The 19,212-nt window shown below is 70.2% G+C and carries 16 protein-coding genes and 1 pseudogene; 7 read left to right on the forward strand and 10 right to left on the reverse strand.

From position 1 onward, the window contains the following. Window positions 1–10 precede the first annotated feature (10 nt). From FHS38_RS10225 to FHS38_RS10235, 3 genes are all read left to right on the forward strand, one after another. Window positions 11–1,960 (forward strand): fumarate reductase/succinate dehydrogenase flavoprotein subunit, encoded by a 1,950-nt coding sequence (locus FHS38_RS10225; RefSeq protein ID WP_184733040.1) that lies wholly within the window; start codon window positions 11–13, stop codon window positions 1,958–1,960. Further along, window positions 1,961–2,731: a succinate dehydrogenase/fumarate reductase iron-sulfur subunit gene (locus FHS38_RS10230; protein WP_184733042.1), complete on the forward strand. Its 771-nt coding sequence runs from the start codon at window positions 1,961–1,963 to the stop codon at window positions 2,729–2,731. Between the two features lie 112 nt (window positions 2,732–2,843). Further along, on the forward strand, window positions 2,844–4,832 hold the full coding sequence (locus FHS38_RS10235; RefSeq protein WP_311775272.1) for a TPM domain-containing protein: 1,989 nt from the start codon (window positions 2,844–2,846) through the stop codon (window positions 4,830–4,832). Window positions 4,833–4,906: 74 nt separating this feature from the next. Here the strand turns inward: FHS38_RS10235 and FHS38_RS10240 are convergent, their stop codons facing one another. From FHS38_RS10240 to FHS38_RS10275, 8 genes are all read right to left on the reverse strand, one after another. Further along, a complete protein-coding gene (locus tag FHS38_RS10240) occupies window positions 4,907–7,417 on the reverse strand; it encodes a SpoIIE family protein phosphatase (RefSeq protein ID WP_184733045.1) in 2,511 nt (836 codons plus the stop codon). Between the two features lie 188 nt (window positions 7,418–7,605). Then, window positions 7,606–8,025 carry an ATP-binding protein gene (locus tag FHS38_RS10245; protein WP_184733047.1) on the reverse strand — a complete coding sequence of 140 codons (420 nt, stop codon included), beginning with the start codon at window positions 8,023–8,025 and terminating at the stop codon, window positions 7,606–7,608. An 87-nt stretch (window positions 8,026–8,112) separates the two neighbouring features. Next, on the reverse strand, window positions 8,113–8,562 hold the full coding sequence (locus FHS38_RS10250) for a (deoxy)nucleoside triphosphate pyrophosphohydrolase (protein WP_184733049.1): 450 nt from the start codon (window positions 8,560–8,562) through the stop codon (window positions 8,113–8,115). A gap of 62 nt (window positions 8,563–8,624) precedes the next feature. Then, the gene (locus FHS38_RS10255) at window positions 8,625–8,804 is read right to left on the reverse strand and encodes an SPOR domain-containing protein (RefSeq protein WP_130879686.1); all 180 of its coding nucleotides are present in this window, start codon (window positions 8,802–8,804) and stop codon (window positions 8,625–8,627) included. A 194-nt stretch (window positions 8,805–8,998) separates the two neighbouring features. Next, on the reverse strand, window positions 8,999–10,666 hold the full coding sequence (locus FHS38_RS10260) for an APC family permease (RefSeq protein WP_184733051.1): 1,668 nt from the start codon (window positions 10,664–10,666) through the stop codon (window positions 8,999–9,001). A 279-nt stretch (window positions 10,667–10,945) separates the two neighbouring features. Continuing rightward, window positions 10,946–11,698: a GntR family transcriptional regulator gene (locus FHS38_RS10265; protein ID WP_184733395.1), complete on the reverse strand. Its 753-nt coding sequence runs from the start codon at window positions 11,696–11,698 to the stop codon at window positions 10,946–10,948. A 247-nt stretch (window positions 11,699–11,945) separates the two neighbouring features. Further along, entirely contained in the window at window positions 11,946–13,598 is a 1,653-nt protein-coding gene (locus FHS38_RS10270; RefSeq protein ID WP_184733053.1) for a caspase family protein, read from the reverse strand. Window positions 13,599–13,600: 2 nt separating this feature from the next. Next, complete coding sequence (locus FHS38_RS10275; RefSeq protein WP_221494763.1) at window positions 13,601–13,987, reverse strand: hypothetical protein; 387 nt, start codon at window positions 13,985–13,987, stop codon at window positions 13,601–13,603. A 257-nt stretch (window positions 13,988–14,244) separates the two neighbouring features. Here FHS38_RS10275 and FHS38_RS10280 point away from each other — a divergent pair. The 3 genes and pseudogenes from FHS38_RS10280 (at window position 14,245) to FHS38_RS10290 (ending at window position 16,274) form a co-directional block, all read left to right on the forward strand. Further along, a pseudogene (locus FHS38_RS10280) lies at window positions 14,245–14,638 on the forward strand (Uma2 family endonuclease). A gap of 183 nt (window positions 14,639–14,821) precedes the next feature. Continuing rightward, window positions 14,822–15,556: a carbonic anhydrase gene (locus FHS38_RS10285; RefSeq protein ID WP_184733055.1), complete on the forward strand. Its 735-nt coding sequence runs from the start codon at window positions 14,822–14,824 to the stop codon at window positions 15,554–15,556. A 136-nt stretch (window positions 15,557–15,692) separates the two neighbouring features. Then, window positions 15,693–16,274, forward strand: a complete 582-nt coding sequence (locus FHS38_RS10290) for a Uma2 family endonuclease (protein WP_184733057.1) — start codon at window positions 15,693–15,695, stop codon at window positions 16,272–16,274. Between the two features lie 166 nt (window positions 16,275–16,440). Here the strand turns inward: FHS38_RS10290 and FHS38_RS10295 are convergent, their stop codons facing one another. Continuing rightward, window positions 16,441–17,193: a DUF8453 domain-containing protein gene (locus FHS38_RS10295; RefSeq protein ID WP_184733059.1), complete on the reverse strand. Its 753-nt coding sequence runs from the start codon at window positions 17,191–17,193 to the stop codon at window positions 16,441–16,443. Between the two features lie 108 nt (window positions 17,194–17,301). Here FHS38_RS10295 and FHS38_RS10300 point away from each other — a divergent pair, with 108 nt between their 5' ends. Continuing rightward, the gene (locus tag FHS38_RS10300) at window positions 17,302–17,883 is read left to right on the forward strand and encodes a Uma2 family endonuclease (protein WP_184733061.1); all 582 of its coding nucleotides are present in this window, start codon (window positions 17,302–17,304) and stop codon (window positions 17,881–17,883) included. Between the two features lie 122 nt (window positions 17,884–18,005). On the opposite strand, the gene ychF is transcribed toward FHS38_RS10300, so the two are convergent. Then, window positions 18,006–19,094: a redox-regulated ATPase YchF gene (gene ychF, locus FHS38_RS10305; RefSeq protein ID WP_184733063.1), complete on the reverse strand. Its 1,089-nt coding sequence runs from the start codon at window positions 19,092–19,094 to the stop codon at window positions 18,006–18,008. Between the last annotated feature and the right edge of the window lie 118 nt (window positions 19,095–19,212).

The raw sequence follows: 19,212 nt of genomic DNA on the forward strand, positions 1-19,212 counted from the left end.
GACACATCTGATGACGCAAGTCGACCGGCAGTCCTGGGACGTCGTCGTGGTCGGCGCGGGCGGCGCCGGCCTGCGCGCGGCGATCGAGGCCCGCGAGCAGGGCGCGCGGACGGCCGTCATCTGCAAATCGCTGTTCGGCAAGGCCCATACGGTGATGGCCGAGGGCGGCATCGCCGCCAGCATGGGCAACGTCAACGCGGGCGACAACTGGCAGGTCCACTTCCGCGACACGATGCGCGGCGGGAAGTTCCTCAACCAGTGGCGGATGGCGGAGCTGCACGCCCAGGAGGCCCCCGACCGGGTCTGGGAGCTCGAGACCTGGGGCGCGCTCTTCGACCGCACTCCCGACGGGCGGATCTCCCAGCGCAACTTCGGCGGCCATGAGTTCCCCCGGCTCGCGCACGTCGGCGACCGCACGGGGCTGGAGCTGATCCGCACCCTCCAGCAGAAGATCGTCTCGCTCCAGCAGGAGGACGAGCGGGAGTTCGGCGACCACGAGGCGCGGCTGAAGGTCTTCCAGGAGTGCACGGTCACCCGGGTCCTGAAGGAGGAGGGCGGCGGACGGGTCTCGGGCGTCTTCGGCTACGAGCGGGAGTCCGGGCGCTTCTTCGTCATCGAGGCGCCCTCGGTGGTCCTGGCCACCGGCGGCATCGGCAAGTCCTTCAAGGTGACGTCCAATTCCTGGGAGTACACCGGCGACGGGCACGCGCTCGCGCTGCTCGCCGGGGCGTCGCTGGTCAACATGGAGTTCGTGCAGTTCCACCCCACGGGAATGGTCTGGCCGCCGTCGGTGAAGGGGATCCTGGTCACCGAGTCGGTCCGCGGCGACGGCGGGGTGCTGCGCAACAGCGAGGGCAAGCGCTTCATGTTCGACTACGTGCCGGACGTCTTCAAGGAGAAGTACGCCCAGTCCGAGGAGGAGGGCGACCGCTGGTACGAGGACCAGGCGAACAACCGCCGGCCGCCCGAGCTGCTGCCCCGTGACGAGGTGGCCCGCGCGATCAATTCCGAGGTCAAGGCCGGGCGGGGCTCACCGCACGGCGGGGTGTTCCTGGACGTGTCGACCCGGCTGCCCGCCGAGGTCATCAAGCGCAAGCTCCCCTCCATGCACCACCAGTTCAAGGAGCTGGCGGACGTGGACATCACGGCCGAGCCCATGGAGGTCGGCCCCACCTGCCACTACGTGATGGGCGGCGTCGACGTCGATCCGGACACCACGGCCGCCGTCGGCGTCCCGGGGCTGTTCGCGGCGGGCGAGGTCGCGGGCGGTATGCACGGCTCCAACCGGCTCGGCGGCAATTCCCTCTCCGACCTGCTGGTCTTCGGCCGCCGCGCGGGACTGCACGCGGCGGAGTACGCCACCGGGTACGCGGGGGCGGACCGCGCCGCACCCGCCGGCTCCGACATCGACCTCGCGGAGGCCGAGGCGCTGCGCCCGTTCAGCGCGGAGGGCTCCCCGCCGGGCACCGAGCCGGGCCGCCCGCCGGAGAATCCGTACACCCTGCACCAGGAGCTCCAGCAGACGATGAACGACCTCGTCGGCATCATCCGGCGGGAGGCCGAGATGAGGCAGGCGCTGGAGAAGCTGGCGCAGCTGCGGGACCGGGCCGGGCGGGCCGGGGTCGAGGGGCACCGGCAGTTCAACCCCGGCTGGCACCTGGCCATCGATCTGCGGAACATGCTGCTGGTCAGCGAGTGCGTGGCACGGGCGGCCCTGGAGCGCCGGGAGAGCCGCGGCGGGCACACCCGCGACGACTACCCGGACATGGAGCGGCGCTGGCGCCGGGTCAATCTCGTGTGCCGGCTGTCCGGCAGCCCGGGCGACCCGGCGGCCGGCGATCCGGCGCTCGGCCGGATCCGGCTGGAGCGCCGGGAGACCCGGCCCATCCGCGCGGATCTGCTCGGGCTGTTCGAGAAGGACGAGTTGGCGAAGTACCTGACGGACGAGGAGCTGACCTGAGTGAGCTCGTACGAGGCCCACTTCAAGGTGTGGCGGGGCGACGCGGACGGCGGCGGCCCGGCCGACTTCACGGTGGAGGTCAACGACGGCGAGGTCGTCCTGGACATCATCCACCGCATCCAGGCCACCCAGGCCCCCGACCTGGCCGTGCGCTGGAACTGCAAGGCGGGAAAGTGCGGTTCCTGCAGCGCCGAGATCAACGGCAGGCCGCGGCTGCTGTGCATGACGCGGATGTCGGTCTTCGACCGCACGGAGACGATCACGGTCACCCCGCTGCGGGCCTTCCCCGTGGTCCGGGACCTGGTCACGGACGTGTCCTTCAACTACGCGAAGGCGCGTGAGATCCCGGCGTTCGTCCCGCCGGCGAAGCTGGCGCCGGGCGAGTACCGGATGCGGCAGGAGGACGTGAACCGCTCACAGGAGTTCCGCAAGTGCATCGAGTGCTTCCTGTGCCAGGACACGTGTCACGTGGTGCGTGACCACGAAGAGAACAAGACCGCCTTCGCCGGGCCGCGCTTCCTGATGCGCGTCGCCGAGCTGGACATGCACCCGCTGGACGCGGCGGCAGAGGCGGGCCTCGACCGCAAGCGGACGGCGCAGGACGAGCACGGGCTCGGCTACTGCAACATCACCAAGTGCTGCACGGAGGTCTGCCCCGAGCACATCAAGATCACCGACAATGCGCTGATCCCGCTGAAGGAGCGGGCGGTGGACCGCAAGTACGACCCCCTGGTCTGGCTCGGGAACAAGATCCGCCGACGCGAGGCCTGAGGGTGCTCCGAGCGGGGCGGCGGACGCCCCGCTCGGAGCACCCCGCCACGGTCCGTGGAGGCCCCGGACCTCCCGGTAGCGGGCCGAACGATACGGTCATACGCTCCGAAATGTGACGCAGCTTTCGAGGCGGGACGGGCCGAGGGCGGCAGGCTGGGCCGTCGTCGGTGCCCTCCTCGCGCTGTGCGCCCTGCTGCTCCCGCCGATGGCGTCCGCCCGCGCCGACACGCCCCTCGACCTGGACTCCTCGGGGCGGATCACCGACACCGTCGGCGCCCTCGGGCAGCGCCGCCACCAGGTCGAGGCCGCCCTGGACCGGCTGCACGCCGAGCACCGGATGCGGCTGTACGTGACCTACGTGCGCGACTTCTCCGGCCGCGACGGCCACGACTGGGCGGACGCCACCGCCGACCGCAACGGCCTCGGCCCGCGCGACGTGCTGCTCGCCGTCGGTACCCATGTGCGCCGCTATGCCGTCTCGGCCGCCACGGACTCCGGCTTCCGCCAGGACCAGCTCTCCGAGGTCGCCGACACCGCCATCGCCCCCGCAGTCAAGGGCCACGACTGGGCGGGCGCCGCCATCGGCGCCGCGGACGGCTACCGGGCCGTCCTGCGCGGAGAGCGGGTGCGGACGCCCGTCGTCGTCCCCGGCAACAGCGACCCCGGCGGCGGCCTCGTGCCCGGCCAGGGCCGGGTGTGGCTGCCGACGGCCCTGGCCGCCGGGGCCTGCCTGGCCGGCCTGTACCTCTGCGCCCGGCGCGCGGGCCGCCGCCGAGCCGCCCGCCGGCCCCCGGTCATCGCCACCAGCACCCCGCCCGGCCTCGCCCGAATGGCCCAACCGCTGACGTCCCTCCCCGAGCTGGACGCGGAGGCCGCGCGGAACCTCGTCGGGACGGACGACGCGGTCCGCACCAGCGCCGAGGAACTCCTCTTCGCCAGGGCCCAATTGGGTGTCGCGGTGACCCGGCCGTTCGCCGAGGCCGTGGCCTACGCACGGGGTGAGCTGGCCGACGCCTTCCGGCTGCAGCAGTGGCTGGACGACAACCCGTACGAGGACGAGGAGCTCCGCCGCCACGCGCTGGACGAGATCTGCTCCCGCTGCACCAGCGCCAACCGGCGCCTCGACGCCGAGTCCGAGGCCTTCGACCGGCTGCGCGCCATCAGGGTCAACGGCGCCGGGATACTGGCCCGGGCCGAGGCCGCCGCCAAGGCGCTCCCGCGCCGCCTCGACGCCGCCGAGGCCGCGCTCGCCGTCCTCGTCCACCGCTGCGTCGGCAGCGCGATCGACACCGTCGCCCGCCACCCCGCCGAGGCCCGTGACCGCCTCGCCTTCGCCACCGCCGCCCTCGCCGAGGCCCGCGGGGCCCTGGCCGACCGTGACGCCGACCGGGCGGCCATCTCCCTGCGGGCGGCCGAGGCCGCCCTGTCCCAGGCCCGCACCCTCGCCACCGCCGTGCTGCGCCGTGCCAACGAACTCACCGGGGCGACCGCTCGGCTCAGCGCCGCCCTGGCCGACGCCAAGGCCGTGTCGGCCCCGGGCGGGGCGGCGGACCTCGACCGGCGGACCGCACGGGCCACCGAGGTGCTGGCCGAGGCGGAACGGGAGATGGCGACCGGGCGCTACGACCCCGGGGTCCTGCTGCGCCGGGTCGAGGAGTCGGCGGCGCTGCTCGACGCGGTCTCCGGGATGCCGCCGGGCCGCAGCGAGCAGCGCCGACGGGCGCGGCTCGCGCGGGCGATGCCGGCGACGCGCGGCGAGGTCGCGGCGGCACGGGACTTCATCAGCACCCACCGGGGCGCGATCGGCAGCCGCGCCCGCACCCGGCTGGCCGAGGCCGAGCGCCATCTGGCCCTGGCCGAGTCACTGGCGGGGACGGCCGGGCCCGCCGCCCTGCGCGAGACGGGGGAGGCGGACTCCCTGGCCCGTCAGGCCCGTGCCCTCGCCGAACACGACGTCGGCAGCTACGGCACCCCCTACGACCCGGCGACCCCCCGCCCCACCCGCGCCCTGGGCGGCGCCCTCCTCGGCGGCATCATCCTCGCGGGCCTCCTCCCCGCGTCCTTCGGCGGCGGGGCCACCCGGGGACGGCTGGCGGGGTAGCGCGGCGGCGGGGTAGCGCGGCGGCGCACCCGCACCGGCGCCGTCTCGCGCGTCACCGAGGCCGGGCGCCGCCCTCAGTACAGGCTCAGCAGTGCCTCCACCGCGTCCGGCGGCGGGGAGTCGCCGTCCGGCAGGGCGAGTTCGAACCAGACCGTCTTGCCGATCGGGGTGCGGCGGCTGCCCCAGGCCGCGCTGAGGAGGCCGACGAGCTGGAGGCCCCGGCCGCCCTCGTCCGTGTCGCGGGCCCGGCGGCGGCGCGGCTGGACGAGACCGCCGTCCCACACCTCGCACACCAGGGTGCGGTCCAGGAGCAGCCGGAGGCGGATCTCCCCCTCCCCGTACCGCAGGGCGTTCGTGACCAGCTCGCTGACCAGCAGCTCGGTGGTGTCCACCAGGTCCGCCATGTCCCATGCCTGCAGCTGGTCGCGGGCCATCTCGCGCGCCCGCGCCACCGAGCGGGCCTCGGGCGGGAGCGTCCAGTCGCCCACATGGGTCTCGGGCAGCCCGCGCAGCCGCGCCATGAGGAGCGCGATGTCGTCCTCGCCGTGGTGGGTGTCCAGCGCGCTCAGCACGTGGTCGCAGACCTCCTCCAGCGGGCGGGCCGGGTCCGTGAGGGCGTCGCGGAAGGCCTGGAGCCCCTCGTCGAGGGGGTGGTCACGGGACTCGACCAGGCCGTCGGTGTAGAGGGCGAGCAGCGCGCCGTCCGGCAGCTCGATCTCGGTCTCCTCGAACGGCTCGCCCCCGACGCCGAGCGGCATGCCCGGCAGGACGTCCAGCAGCCGGGCTGGCCGGCCCGCCTCGACCAGCACCGGCGGCAGGTGCCCGGCGTTGGCGACCGTGGCCCGCCGGGTCACCGGGTCGTACACGGCGTAGACGCACGTCGCCAGATACACCTCGGAGAGGTCCGCGGCCCGCACGCTGCCCCGCACCCCGCGCGAGGCGGACTGCTTGCCGCCGGGCGTGCCCAGACCGTGGGCGATCTCGTCCAGCGCGGAGAGCACCTCGGCGGGCTCCAGGTCGAGCATGGCGAGGGTCCGTACGGCCGTCCGCAGCTCGCCCATGGCGACGGCGGCCCGCAGGCCGCGTCCCATGACGTCGCCGACGACGAGGGCCGTGCGGTGCCCGGGCAGCTCGATGACGTCGAACCAGTCGCCACCCACCTCGGTGGCCGTGTTGCCGGGGAGGTAGCGGGCAGCGATCTCCAGCCCCGCCGCCTCCGGGGCGCCGGGCGGCAGCAGGCTGCGCTGGAGGATCAGCGCACGCTCGTGCTCGCGCCGGTACAACCAGGCGTTGTCGATGCAGACCGCGGCGCGCGCCGCCAGCTCCACGGCCAGTGCGGTGTCGCGCTCGCCGAACGGCTCGCTGCCCTTCGTCCGGGCGAACTGCACCAGCCCCACGACCGTGTCCCGGGCGACCATCGGCACGGCCAGGGTCGACTGCACGACCGCCCCCAGCTCCGGCCCTTCCTCGCTCTCCCGGCGCGGAACGGTCTGGACGTGTGCGGTCCGCAGCGCCGCGGCGCACGGCGACTGGAAGGGGTAGCGGTGCACCTCGCCGACCTGGATGGGCTTGTCGGTCCCGTCGACCGGCGCCCCGGACACCGCGCTGGCGTACGCGACGCGCCGCAACTCGCCGCTGCCGTCGGCGAGGCCGGGCGGCGCCTCGTCGCCGACGAGCAGGCCTTGGTAGAGGTCGACGGAGGCCAGGTCGCAGAACTGCGGGACGGCGACGTCGAGGAGCTCCCGCGCCGTGACCTCCAGGTCAAGGGAGTTGCCGATCCGCGCGCCCGCCTCGTTGAGCAGCGCCAGGTTCCGGCGGACCCCCGCGGCCTCGCGCTCCGCGCGGCGGCGGCCGGTGACGTCCGTGGCCAGCGCGGCCACCCCGATCGGCCGCCCGCTGCCACTGTGCAGCCGGTACAGCGACACGGACCAGCGGCGGCGCTCACTGCGCCCGGGCACGGGCCCGACGAGCTGAATGTCCGACACCGGCTTGCCGCTGTCGAGGACTTGGCGCAGCGCGGAGGTCAGCCGGTCGGCCTCGTTGCGGGGCAGGAAGTCGTGCGGAGTGCGGCCGCGGTGCCAACCGGCCGGGCGGCCGAAGGTCTGGGCAAAGCTCTCGTTGACCCGAAGGAGCGTCAAATCCGTACCGAAGAAGAAGAAGCCGAGGGGAGATTGGCCGAAAACGGCCTCCGACGCGGCGATGTCGGTCTCTATCGCCCTCAGGGCCCGTACATCAACGGCCACACAGAGCGCGGCGCGCTCACCGCGCTCGTTCTCGGTGGGCATCACGTAGATCTCAGCGAGGCCCTGCTCGTGGCCGTCGCGCCGGTAGGGGACGAGGCCGGTCCACTCACGGCCGTCGAGGCCGCCTTCGCCCAGGAAGGGGGCGGTGGGTTCGGACCGTTGACCCGGGACGGCGGGGGCGAACACCTCGAGGGGGTCCTTGCCGACGGCCTGCCGGGCTTCTATGCCGAAGAGCTCCGCCGCGCGCTCGCTCCACTGCTCGATCCGCCCGTCGGGCCCGAGGGAGAAGGACGCCACGCGAATGTAGTCGTAGAGGGATCCGGGCGGACTGTTCTGCCACATCGCCGCGACATCCGATCCCCCCGGCGTTCCCGCCGTACCCGCTGGCTTTTCGCTCACGTGCCCGTCCCCTCCGGCTCATGTGCTCGCACCGGCATCAGAAGGCCGAGTATCCAGCACAGGGGCCCTTCGGAACACGGACTTCACGATCACAGCACGGTCTCAACCCGCTATGTCTCCTCCCCGGGTTCCTAACCGGGCAAGCCCAGCTCGAACCACACCGTTTTGCCGGTATTCCCGCGACGGGTCCCCCAGCGGCGCGAGGCGAGGGCCACCAGTTGCAGTCCGCGGCCCCCCTCGTCGTCGGGTTCGGCAACGCGCTCGCGGGGCGGGTCGGGCACCGGGTCGGAGACCTCGACGAGGAGGACCGGGCCCGCGTGCGAGTACATCCGTACGCCGATCGGGCCGCTCGCGTACCGCAGGGAATTGGTGACCAGCTCGCTGACCAGCAGGACCGTCACATCGGTGACGCCCGCCATCCCCCACTCCTCAAGCGTGTCGCGCACCAGGGTGCGGGCGGTCCGTACGGCGCCCGGCTCCGCGGGGAAGCTCCATTCGGCGAATCCAGGCGTGGATGCCAAGGTCCCTGCGCTGTCGCTCACGCCGACCACTTCCCAGACCGCTGCGACCCCACCGGTATGCCCGGATTAGGGGAGAATAATCAGCACATACCCGGATATGGGGTCTGACTATCTTCCTCAGTGGTCCCGGACCGTCTCCTGTGGCACGGATGGCGTATCGGAATCGGTCACTCCAGCGGAGAGCAGCCGTGCGGCGGCGGCCACCGCGGGGCGGTCCGCCTCCAGCCAGTCGACCTCGTCCACCCGGTCCGGGGTGAGCCAGCGCAGCTCGTCGTGGTCCTGGAGCGGGCGGACCTCCCCGGCCAGCAGCCGGGCCGTCCAGACGTGCAGCACGTACGGCGGCTTCAGCGGCCACTCACCGTCGATGCGCGCGAGCGGCTCGACCTCGACGCCGAGCTCCTCGCGCAGCTCCCGGACGAGCGCCTGCCGGGCGCTCTCGCCGGGCTCGAGCTTGCCGCCGGGCAGCTCCCAGCGGCCTGCCAGCTCGGGCGGGGCGCTGCGCCGCGCGGCGAGCAGCCGCCCCCGGTCGAAGACCGCTCCACCCACCACCACACGTACCGTCGTCATGGGCGGAGCCTATGTGCCGCGGGACCACGCGCGCTGTCCGGGAGACCGCGCGCGACGGGCTCTCAGGAGACCGCCCGCCCCACGCGCTCCACTATGTAGAGCTGGGGGTGACCGTGGGTGTCCAGCCGGTCGGCCACCTTCTCGGCCTCGGTCTTCGTGGCGTAGCGGCCGACGCGATAGCGGTTGCCGTTCTCGTCCTGGCGGATCACCAGCCAGGGCAGGACCGGTCCAGTCTCATTCATCGCCCCGCCCTTCCGCTGTGGCGTCGCACACCGGCGTACGCCCGTCGGCGCCTTCCGAAGAAACCGCAGTCCGCATATGCCCGAGCGTACGCCCGACCTTTACGCAGCGGATACGGGTTTTCACGAAGAGGTACGCATTTGGCCACCCACGGGCGTCCGTGGGTGGCCAAATCAGCGTTCGGTCAACGGGAAGGCTACGCCTTCGCCGCCTCCTTCTCGGCCGCCTTGGCGAGTTCCGCCTCTTCGCGCTCCTCGGCCTCGGCGATGGCCGTCATCTCCTTCTCGACCTGCACCAGGGTGGGGTTGCGCCAGGCGCTGCGCACGCCCCACAGGTAGAAGGCGAGGGCGATCAGGATGACCACGACGATGTCCCAGCCCTGGGCGAGGTAGCCCTTGCCGCCGAACTCGGTGCCGCCGGCCCAGGACACGAAGGCCATGACCAGCAGGTAGGTGACCATCCAGGCGCCGGCCTGGAGGTGCGGCTTCAGCTCGGCCCACGGCTTGCGCAGCTCGTACCAGGCCCAGATCGGCAGACCGATGGCCATGATGAAGATGACCTTGCCCGTCAGCGGCCAGCGCGCCCAGTACATGACCAGGGAGCCGAAGATCATCGCGACGGGCGCGATGACCGGCATGGCCTTCAGCTTGACCGGGCGCTTCATGCCGGGCGCGATGCGGCGCAGCGACATCACGGCGACGGGGCCGGTGATGTACGAGATGACCGTGGCGACACCGACGATCTCGGCGATCGAGCCCCAGCCGCGGAAGACGGCCAGGAAGATGAACGAGATCACCAGGTTGAGCAGCAGGGCCGGCTTCGGCACACCGGTCTTGGGGTCGACCTTGCCGAAGACCTTGGGCAGGTGGCCGTTCTCCTGGACGCCGTTGATCATGCGCGAGGTGGTGGCCGCGTAGATCATGCCGGTGCCGGACGGGGAGATGAAGGCGTCCACGTACAGCAGCATCGCGAGCCAGTTCAGGCCCCAGGCGATGGAGAGGTCCGCGAGCGGGGACTTGTAGCCCAGCGCGTTCCAGCCGCCGGCCGCGGTGAGGTCCTGGGCCGGGACGGCCATCAGGAACGCGACCTGGAGGGCGATGTAGATCACCAGGGCGATCAGGATGGAGCCGATGACGGCCTTCGGCAGCGACTTGCCCGGGTTACGGGCCTCGGCGGCCATGTTCAGCGGCGACTGGAAGCCGTTGAAGGCCCAGACGATGCCCGCGACGGCGACGGCGCTGAAGACGGCGCTCCAGCCGTTCGGGGCGAACCCGCCGTGGTCGGTGACGTTGCTGGTGTCGAAGTGGGCGAAGATCAGCGCGCCCGCCGTGAGCACCGGCACGACGACCTTGAACACGGTGATCGCGTTGTTCGTCTTGGCGAACAGCGTGATCGCGAACCAGTTCAGGAAGAAGTAGAAGACCACCAGGACGCTGGCGCACGCCAGACCGGTGCCGGTGAGCTCCTTGCCGTCGAACAGGCCCTCGGCCCAGTCGAAGTCCCACGAGCTCATGTACTGGATGGACGCGGTCGCCTCGCCGGGAATGACGGAGACGATGGCGATCCAGTTGGCCCAGGCGGCCATGTACCCGGCCAGCGAGCCGTGCGAGTACTGGCCGAACCGCACCATGCCGCCGGCCTTCGGGAACATCGAGCCGAGCTCGGTGTAGGTGAGGGCGATGGTCAGCGCCACGACGGCGCCGATGACCCAGGCGAGGATCGCGGCCGGACCGGCCAGCGCGGCGGCGCGCTCGGCTCCGAAGAGCCACCCGGAGCCGATGATCGACCCGAGACCGACGGCCGTCAGGGCCGCCGTGCCCAAGCTCCGGCGGTAATTCGAGTGGGAACCCTGTTCGGTACTCAAGCCCCGGATCTCCTTTTCTTTCTACTCCCCCACGGCACGACACAAACCGCGCCATCGTACGAGCGAATTGGCGCGGTCCGTTCCGCAAAAACGCTCTGACCTGGGCGTATGTGAGGTTTGCAACACAAAGATCCACCTTGCCGAATCAGGACAAGGTGGATCAAAGTGCACATACTCTTCTGCTGACACAAGCCGACGTAGGGCACATTTCCGGACGTCAACTCACCACTGCCGCCATCGAATCGCTACCGAGACGGTCGCTTCACTTTCACGTCATCTTCACTTCACCGGCAGGTGGTAGGCGACCCGGTGCCGCTCGGCGAGCATGACCACGTCCGCCGTCTCGACCGGACAGCCCCCGGCGAGATACGTGCGCGAGACGACCAGCACGCAGTGACCGGGCACCCCGCCGAGCGCCAGCGCCTCCTCGGCCAGCCCGGGGCGCGCACTGACCTCCTCGGTGACGTTGTCCACGATCAGATCGATGGCGGCCATCCGCTCGACCACCCCCTTGCCGGCCAGCGGCCCCTCCTCGGGCAGCATCACCGGCGTCCGCCCGGTGACGGCCAGCGGCTCCCAGGAGGTGGAGAGCATGGCCGGCTCACCCCCGGCCCGGAAGAGGTAGTCGGTCCGCATCACCCGGTCACCGACCTCGATCCGCAGCCGCCGCGCCACCTCGGCACCGGCCGCCACCTGCTCACTGCGCGATTCCCAGGTCCCCTTGACCCGGTCGTCGGCCTGCTCCTGCCGGAACGGCGTGGAATCCCCCACCGACCGGTACCCCGTCCGCACGAGAGCCCGCGGCACGGGCTGCTCCCGCACATACGTCCCCGACCCTGACCGGCCCTCGACCAGCCCCTCGGCCATCAGCACCTTGCGGGCCTCCAGGGCGACGGTGTCCGAGACGCCGTACTGCTCGCGGATGCGCGCCTGGGAGGGGAGTCGGGTATGCGGCGGCAACTCGCCTGCGACGATCTTCTGGCGAAGATCACCGGCGACGCGGAGATATGCGGGCTGGTCACCGAAGGCCACGTCCACTCCCATCAAGTTGACAGTCCGCAACAGCTTGGCAACCGATGGTTGCGATCCGCAACTCAAGGCCAAGGATTCACTAGATGTGGTGAATTGCAGCTCAGCGGCGCGTGATCGGGCGACGCGCGCACATGCGCGCAGCACTGCCCCGGGGCACATCCCCTCATACCCCACGGAACGCCCGAATACGGAGCGTGACCGCCCGCGGGGCGGGGCAACCTTCTAGCCCGCGGGGCGGGGCAACCTTCTAGACAGACCCTCTGAGGAGCTCTTGGATCGTGAACGGAAGGAACAGCAGACCCAAGCCGATCGCCACCCAGGCGATCACTCTGGCGGCAGTGTTGAGACCTCGCCCCCCGTATGCGCCGGGCGAGGCGTTGATCGCCGCGTCGGAGGATCGCGCCTGCTTGAGGGCGAAGACGGCGGGGATCACGCCGATCGCGAGGAACAAGCTGAGCGGGAGCGCCCCCAGAGCCAGCCCCAGGGCCAGCTTGGCCTGCGAGTGCGCCGGCGGCTGCGCGGGGGCTGCCGGGGCGGCTGCGCGGGCGTCCGACGGCCGACCCGGCCGCGGGATCTCCTCGGGGTCCGGCCCGCGATGCGACCGCCGGTCAGGTGCCGGCTCGGGGGTGCCCGGCTCGGGGGCCGGCTCGTCCACTGGCTGGTCGGTCACCTCCGCGGCCACGTGGATGACGGCTTCGCCTGTGGGGCCTCTCAAGGTGACTTCGCCCTGGAACGATCCCCTACGTGAGGTATCCACGGAGATCTCGGTCCCGTCCGGCGACTCGGTGGCACGCAACCAGCTGTCCGACGACTCCGGCACGCCACTGCATGCGATCGGAGGCTCCCCGACGGGAACGGTCTTGGACGGCTTGGGCGCGTGCTGGGCCACGGTCCCGAAGTCGACCCATGTCTCAGGGTTTGTCGTCACCTCGTCCAGTGCCCGCGAGGCCGCCTCGGACACCGTCCGGATGTCGGTGCGGACGGTAGCCAGCAATGCCTCGTGAGCTCCGACGGCAATGCCGAGATCCTGACTCCACAATCGTTCTCTCAGCTCCGCGACCGCCCCGAGACGGGTGAACATGTTGGAGTCGGTCAGTGCCTCCCGCAGGGCGGCCGGGATCGGTTCAGGGCGAACCCGGCGCCGTTGGCTGCGGGCGACGACCACATCGCCCTGCAAATCGAACTTCCGGTGCGGGGTCTGACTCGGATTGCGCGCACGAACCTGGTCGAAGACGTATTCGTAGAGCTCGTTCAGCGATATGCGGCCGTCCTCGTCACGGTCTGCCTTACCCGTCTCGAGCGCCTCCACCAGGGCACTGGTGAAGACCGAGGGCTCCGGCTCCGCGTCATCCTCGAGCCGGCCCCCCTCGAAGGAGTACCCCATCGCGTCGGTGGCGGTGATGACTGCCCGGCCACGTCCGCCACCGAGGTCGTCGAACGCATCGAGCACGTGCATGTCACCCGCCGCCCGGACATGGGCGCCCTGGGAAAAAGCGCCCGCGTAACAGCAGTCCAGGAACAGGACGACGCTGCGCGAGCGGCTCTCCCCCATGCACTGCTGCACGAACTCGGCGGATATCCCCGAGGCGGCCAGCCTGTTCATGCGGGTGTTGGAGGCGGCGAAGTACAGCTTTCCGGACTGGTTCTTCAGTCCGTGGCAGGAGAAGTGCAGGAGAAGGAGGTCGGCGATACCGCCTTCGCTCAAGAAGCCCTCGATCTTCTCCTCGGTGACGTGAGCGGGCTGGTTTTGCACCACCTGTACGTCGAAGTCGCCGATTCGTGGATCTCCGAGTACCTGGCCCAGGGCGAGGGCGTCCTGGGAAGGCGACCTGAGTTGTTCCAGGCCCCCATCCTCGTACGTGTCATTGGCGACGATCAAGGCAAGTCGCTTACCGTCCATGGTCAGCCTCCGGTGCTGACGTTCCGGCTGACGAACAGTTCCACCAGCCTCTCCCGGTCGGCAGCCGACACGTCGGAAAGTTCCAGAACGTCGTCACCGAGTTCCACCCGCACGGTCCGCGAGACGCCCCGGCTGCGACTCAGCCATTGGCTCACAGCGCTCACGACCGACTGGAGCATCACGGCGGACTGCCCCAGGCTCACCAACAGACCGCCGGCAGCCGCGGCATCGAAGGCCCGTGCACCCTGTGGCGCGGCCCCCGTGGACAACGGGGTCACGTCCGCCACGTCGAGCTGAAGGAGTTCCTGCCGCAAATATCCGGCCAGGCTGTTCAGATACTCCGTGTCCGCGCCGTCCTCGCGAAGGTAGAGGCGCAACTCGTCAGTCATCGGCTCACCCGCTCATGCCTGTGACCGCTGGACTTCACGGGTCCGGCCCGGATGCCCCGTACTCTTCAACGCTACGCCCCGTCGGCGTCCCCCTGCGAGGCGAAACCGGGTTCCCGCCGAGGCGGCGATCCGCTTGCCCCCGACGCCCGGCGGCGTCATGTGCGAAGGCTCGTATCTGCTGCGCTCTCCGGCGAGCGCACGGCGTCCGGCCAAGTCGGCAGAGAACCAGCACGGACAGCACCGCCCTGCCCGACTGGATGCAGCCGCCCCGCCCCGAGGGATGGTTCGCGGAGGACCTGGACGAACTCCCGAACGCGCCCCGCCACACCGAACTGATCGACGGATCCCTCCGCCCCGTTCATCCCGGACCGGACGTGGTACGCGGCAGCCGACGTCGTGCTCGCCGTCGAGGTCGTCTCACCCGAGTCCGCGCACCGTGACCGCACGGTCAAGCTGCGGAAGTACGCCGAGGCCGGCATCCCGCACTACTGGCGCGTCGAGGAAGTGGAGGGCGCGCCCGTCGTCCATGTCTACGAGCTCGACGGGCCGACCCGACAGTACGCCCCGGCCGGTATCTTCCGAGGCACCCTGAAGCGCCCCGTGCCCTTCGACATCGGTATCGACCTCGACACGCTCCTGCGCGGCACGTGAGCGGCGCGCCGGCATGCCCAGGGCCAGGCGCTCAAGCCGCCGTCCGAGTCGGTTCCGTGGGCCGTCGGTGTCAAAGAAGGCCACGCCCGCTCGCGCCTGCCGTCGGCGTCCCCCATCGCGCTGAACAATCGCCTGACGTACGCACGCGTCTCAGTGGACTCGCGGACCTCAGGGGATCGACCGATGGACAGAGCAGGACATCCCGATCGCAGAGCTCTCCTCGCCGGCGGACTCGGGCTCGCCACGGCCGCGCTCGCGGGGTGCTCATCGACGAGCGCCGCGCCGTCGGCGACCACCGCTCCGCCGGAAGCACAGCCGACCACGCCCGGCGCGGCGTTCGCGAGACTGATGGACGGCAACGAGCGCTGGGTGAGCGGAGACCTTCAGCATCCCGACCGGGATCCGAACCGGCGCCAGTTCGTGGCGCAGGAGCAGAAACCCTTCGGGTCGATCCTCTCGTGCATCGACTCCCGCGTGCCGCCCGAGCTCCTCTTCGACACCGGGCTGGGTGACCTCTACGTGATGCGCACGGGCGGCGAGGCGATCGGCCCGGTGGTCACGGGGTCCGTGGAGTACGGGCCCATGACGAGCGGCACTCCGCTCATCGTCGTCCTCGGGCATCAGCGTTGCGGCGCCGTCGCGGCGGCGTACAAGTCCCTCCGGGACGACAAGCCGCTGCCCGGCAACCTGCAGGCGATCGTCAAGGCTCTGCAGCCGGCGTACGAGCAGGCGGTCCGGGACGGCGGTGCCGACCCGGTCGAGACCATGGCCCGCGCCCAGGTCGAGCTGACCGCGGCCGACCTGCGCTCCAACGACGACCTGGCCCCACTCGTGAAAAAGGGCGCCCTTGCCGTGGTCGGCGCCTACTACTCGCTCGACACCGGCAAGGTGGAAGTCCTGGCCGGTGCGCCTTCCTGATCACACGTTGCGGCGGAAGGCCCGGGCCGGACGAAGTCAGCACAGGACCAGCACGGGCAGGCAACGGGCGAGGGAAGTTCGTTCCGATCCGGGCCGTCTCGTGCCCCGAACCAAGCCGGATCTCTAGGGTTGAGACATGACCGCCCTGCCCGACTGGATGATCCCGCCCCGTCCCGAGGGATGGCTCGCGGAAGATCTGGACCGCCTGCCGGAAGCCCCCCGCCACACCGAGCTGATCGACGGAGCCCTCGTCTTCATGCTGTCGCCGCAGCGGGCATGGCACAGCCGCCTTGTCACCATGCTCACCGTCGCCCTCATGGAGCAGGCACCGGAAGGACTCGAAGTCGGCCGGGAGATGACCATCCGGCTCGACGAGCGCAACCGCCCCGAGCCCGACCTCCTGGTGGCCACAACCCCTTACGACCCTGACCGCACATGGTTCGCACCGAAGGACGTGCAGCTCGTGGTCGAAGTGGTCTCGCCCGAGTCCGCGCACCGCGACCGCACGGTCAAGCTGCGCAAATACGCGCAAGCCGGGATCCCCCACTACTGGTGCATCGAGGACGAGGACGGCGCACCTGTCGTCCACGTGTACGAGCTGGACGAGCCGACGGGGGCCTACGCCCCGGCCGGGATCTTCCGCCACGCCCTACAGCGTGAACTGCCTTTCGAGATCGGCCTCGATCTCGACAAGCTCACGCCGCGCAAGGGCGTGTGAATCGACGCGAGAAGGGGCCGCGCTCCCGAGAGCGCGGCCCCTTCCGACGTATGCGTTCGCGATCAGACGTTGAAGCGGAACACCCATGACAGCGCTCCCACCTGCGGAAACTTGGTTCTGCGAGGCTCAAGTCAGCACAGAATCAGCACGGGAGTACGACCGACCGTTACGCCGGATCGCCATCGTCACTCAACGGCGCCATGGGGATCTCAGGGAGGGCGGGTTCCACCGAGTCGGAAACGTCGGCGTCCGACCTGCGTTCCGAGTCCTGCCGTTCAACACCCCGCTGAATCTGCTGACTCAACTCCTCAAGCGACCGCGCCTGTCGCCCCAGCGCTTTCGCGGTCTCCCCAAAGTGTTTGGCGACCTGATGCACACTCCACTCCACCGAGTCGGTCTCAAGGGCGCTATCCCTCAGAGCCTCAAGATCCACTGTGTAGGTCAGCGTGCCCACACGGCCGAAGGGGCCGTCCGCGTCAACCTGGAACTCGTACACCTTGGGCAGTTCCGAGGAGAAGAGTTGATGGCCCACATCCATGACGAAGGGGATGCGGCGCTTGGGGGGAAGGGTCGCGATGCGCCGACCAACAGCACGGTTGAGGGTCTCGGCCCGCTCGGCACTCAGAGTGGTCTGGAGCGGAGGACTCACAGAGATGCGCACGTTGCGGGCCAGCGTCTGGCCGATGTTCTCGATCACCAGCACAAGCAATGACGAACCAGGGATGCGGGGCCTGATGTCGACGATGACGTACGGTTCCGCCTGCTCGCGTTGGGCCCTCTCCGTGAGGGCGTTGACCTCGGCAACCGCCCTCGCCTGACGCCGGTTGTAGACGAGAGACCAGAACGCGGCCGTCGTGGAGAAGACGAGAGCCGCCACGGAAATGACCACCGTGGCGATCTGAACCGATGAGTCGCTCATGACCGGATGCTAGGCAGGTGGCTGGTCGCAGCGTGGAATGTTGCCGGAAACCATCCGGCTGAGATCGTCTGCTCCCCAGCCTGAGCTGCGGGCCGCTACCGTGAAGCCATGACCGCACTGCCCGACTGGATGCGCCCGCCGCGCGCGGAAGGCTGGTTCGCGGAGGACTTGGACCGCCTCCCGGAAGCGCCGCGCCACACCGAGCTGATCGACGGAGCCCTCGTATTCATGATGTCGCCCCAGCGCTGGTGGCACGGAGAGATCGTCACCGACCTCACGTTGGCTCTCAGGGCGCAGGCCCCAGCGGGCTTCAAAGTCGGCCGGGAGATGACCATTCGTCTCGATGCCCGAAACCGCCCGGAACCGGACCTCGTGGTGACCACGGCCCCGTACGACCCTGACTGCACCTGGTTCGCTCCCGAAGATGTCCAGCTCGTCGTCGAGGTCGTCTCGCCGGAATCTGCCCACCGCGACCGGACCGTCAAGCTTCGTAAGTACGCCGAGGCTGGCATCCGGCACTACTGGTGTATCGAGGACGAGGACACCGTCCCAGCCGTGCACATCTACGAGCTCGACGAGCCGACCAGCTCGTACGCGCCGGCGGGAATCTTCCGCCACGCGCTCCAGCGATCCCTGCCGTTCGAGATCAGCCTCGATCTGGACAAGCTGGCACCGGGCCAGTCGGCCTGACACCACGATTCCAAGTCAGCACCAAGTCAGCACAGGAATACAGAAAGGGTCGGACTCGACGGAGCCCAACCCTCCCTGGCCTGCACGTTTGACTAATTAGTTAACGCACAGTACGAATATCGCTACACGTTGAAGCGGAACTCCACCACGTCGCCGTCGGCCATCACGTACTCCTTGCCCTCCATGCGGGCCTTGCCGGCCGCGCGGGCGTCGGCGACGGAGCCGGTGGCGACCAGGTCCTCGAAGGAGATGACCTCGGCCTTGATGAAGCCCTTCTGGAAGTCGGTGTGAATGACACCGGCCGCCTCGGGGGCCGTGGCGCCCTTCTTGATCGTCCAGGCGCGGGTTTCCTTCGGGCCGGCCGTCAGGTAGGTCTGCAGGCCCAGGGTGTCGAAGCCGACGCGGCCGAGGGTGGCCAGGCCGGGCTCCTCCTGGCCCATGGACTGCAGGAGCTCCAGCGCCTCGTCGTCGTCCAGCTCGATCAGCTCGGACTCGATCTTCGCGTTGAGGAAGATCGCCTCGGCCGGGGCGACCAGGGCGCGCTGCTCGTTCTTGAAGTCCTCGTCGACCAGCTCGTCCTCGTCGACGTTGAAGACGTAGAGGAACGGCTTGGTGGTCAGCAGGTGCAGCTCGTGCAGCAGGTCGCCGCGCTCGGTGCCCTTGGTGATGCCCGCCGAGAAGAGCGTCTGGCCGGACTCCAGGATGCCCTTGGCCTCCTCCACGGCGGCCAGGACCGCGACCTTCTCCTTCTGGAGACGGGACTCCTTGGTCAGGCGCGGGACGGCCTTCTCCACCGACTGGAGGTCCGCGAGGATCAGCTCGGTGTTGATGGTCTCGATGTCGTCCTTGGGCGAGACCTTGCCGTCGACGTGGACGACGTTCTCGTCCTTGAAGGCACGGATGACCTGGCAGATCGCGTCGGACTCACGGATGTTCGCGAGGAACTTGTTGCCCAGGCCCTCGCCCTCGGAGGCGCCGCGCACGATGCCCGCGATGTCGACGAAGTCGACCGTGGCGGGGAGGATCTTCTGCGAGCCGAAGATCTCCGCGAGCTTCTGCAGACGGGGGTCGGGGACACCGACGACGCCGACGTTGGGCTCGATGGTGGCGAACGGGTAGTTGGCCGCCAGTACGTCGTTCTTGGTCAGGGCGTTGAACAGGGTCGACTTGCCGACATTCGGCAGGCCGACGATTCCGATCGTGAGCGACACGTGGCGACTTCCCGTAGCGAGATTCCCGTAGCGACGCGGGCGGCGGTTGCCGTGCGTCGTCCGGGAATGGTGTAAAGGGTCCCGGCCCCCGGGCGGGGCCGGTCAACCAGTCTACGGG

It is taken from the genome of Streptomyces netropsis (genome assembly GCF_014203545.1).
GTDB classification, from domain to species: domain Bacteria; phylum Actinomycetota; class Actinomycetes; order Streptomycetales; family Streptomycetaceae; genus Streptomyces; species Streptomyces netropsis.

Bases quoted from the DNA above. Each gene is read 5' to 3' on its own strand.
- FHS38_RS10225 (WP_184733040.1), top strand. From the start codon at position 11: ATGACGCAAGTCGACCGGCAGTCCTGGGACGTCGTCGTGGTCGGCGCG.
- FHS38_RS10240 (WP_184733045.1), bottom strand. From the start codon at position 7,417: ATGTGGCAGAACAGTCCGCCCGGATCCCTCTACGACTACATTCGCGTG.
- FHS38_RS10250 (WP_184733049.1), bottom strand. From the start codon at position 8,562: ATGACGACGGTACGTGTGGTGGTGGGTGGAGCGGTCTTCGACCGGGGG.
- FHS38_RS10255 (WP_130879686.1), bottom strand. From the start codon at position 8,804: ATGAATGAGACTGGACCGGTCCTGCCCTGGCTGGTGATCCGCCAGGAC.
- FHS38_RS10270 (WP_184733053.1), bottom strand. From the start codon at position 13,598: ATGGACGGTAAGCGACTTGCCTTGATCGTCGCCAATGACACGTACGAG.
- FHS38_RS10275 (WP_221494763.1), bottom strand. From the start codon at position 13,987: ATGACTGACGAGTTGCGCCTCTACCTTCGCGAGGACGGCGCGGACACG.
- FHS38_RS10285 (WP_184733055.1), top strand. From the start codon at position 14,822: ATGGACAGAGCAGGACATCCCGATCGCAGAGCTCTCCTCGCCGGCGGA.
- FHS38_RS10290 (WP_184733057.1), top strand. From the start codon at position 15,693: ATGACCGCCCTGCCCGACTGGATGATCCCGCCCCGTCCCGAGGGATGG.
- FHS38_RS10295 (WP_184733059.1), bottom strand. From the start codon at position 17,193: ATGAGCGACTCATCGGTTCAGATCGCCACGGTGGTCATTTCCGTGGCG.
- FHS38_RS10300 (WP_184733061.1), top strand. From the start codon at position 17,302: ATGACCGCACTGCCCGACTGGATGCGCCCGCCGCGCGCGGAAGGCTGG.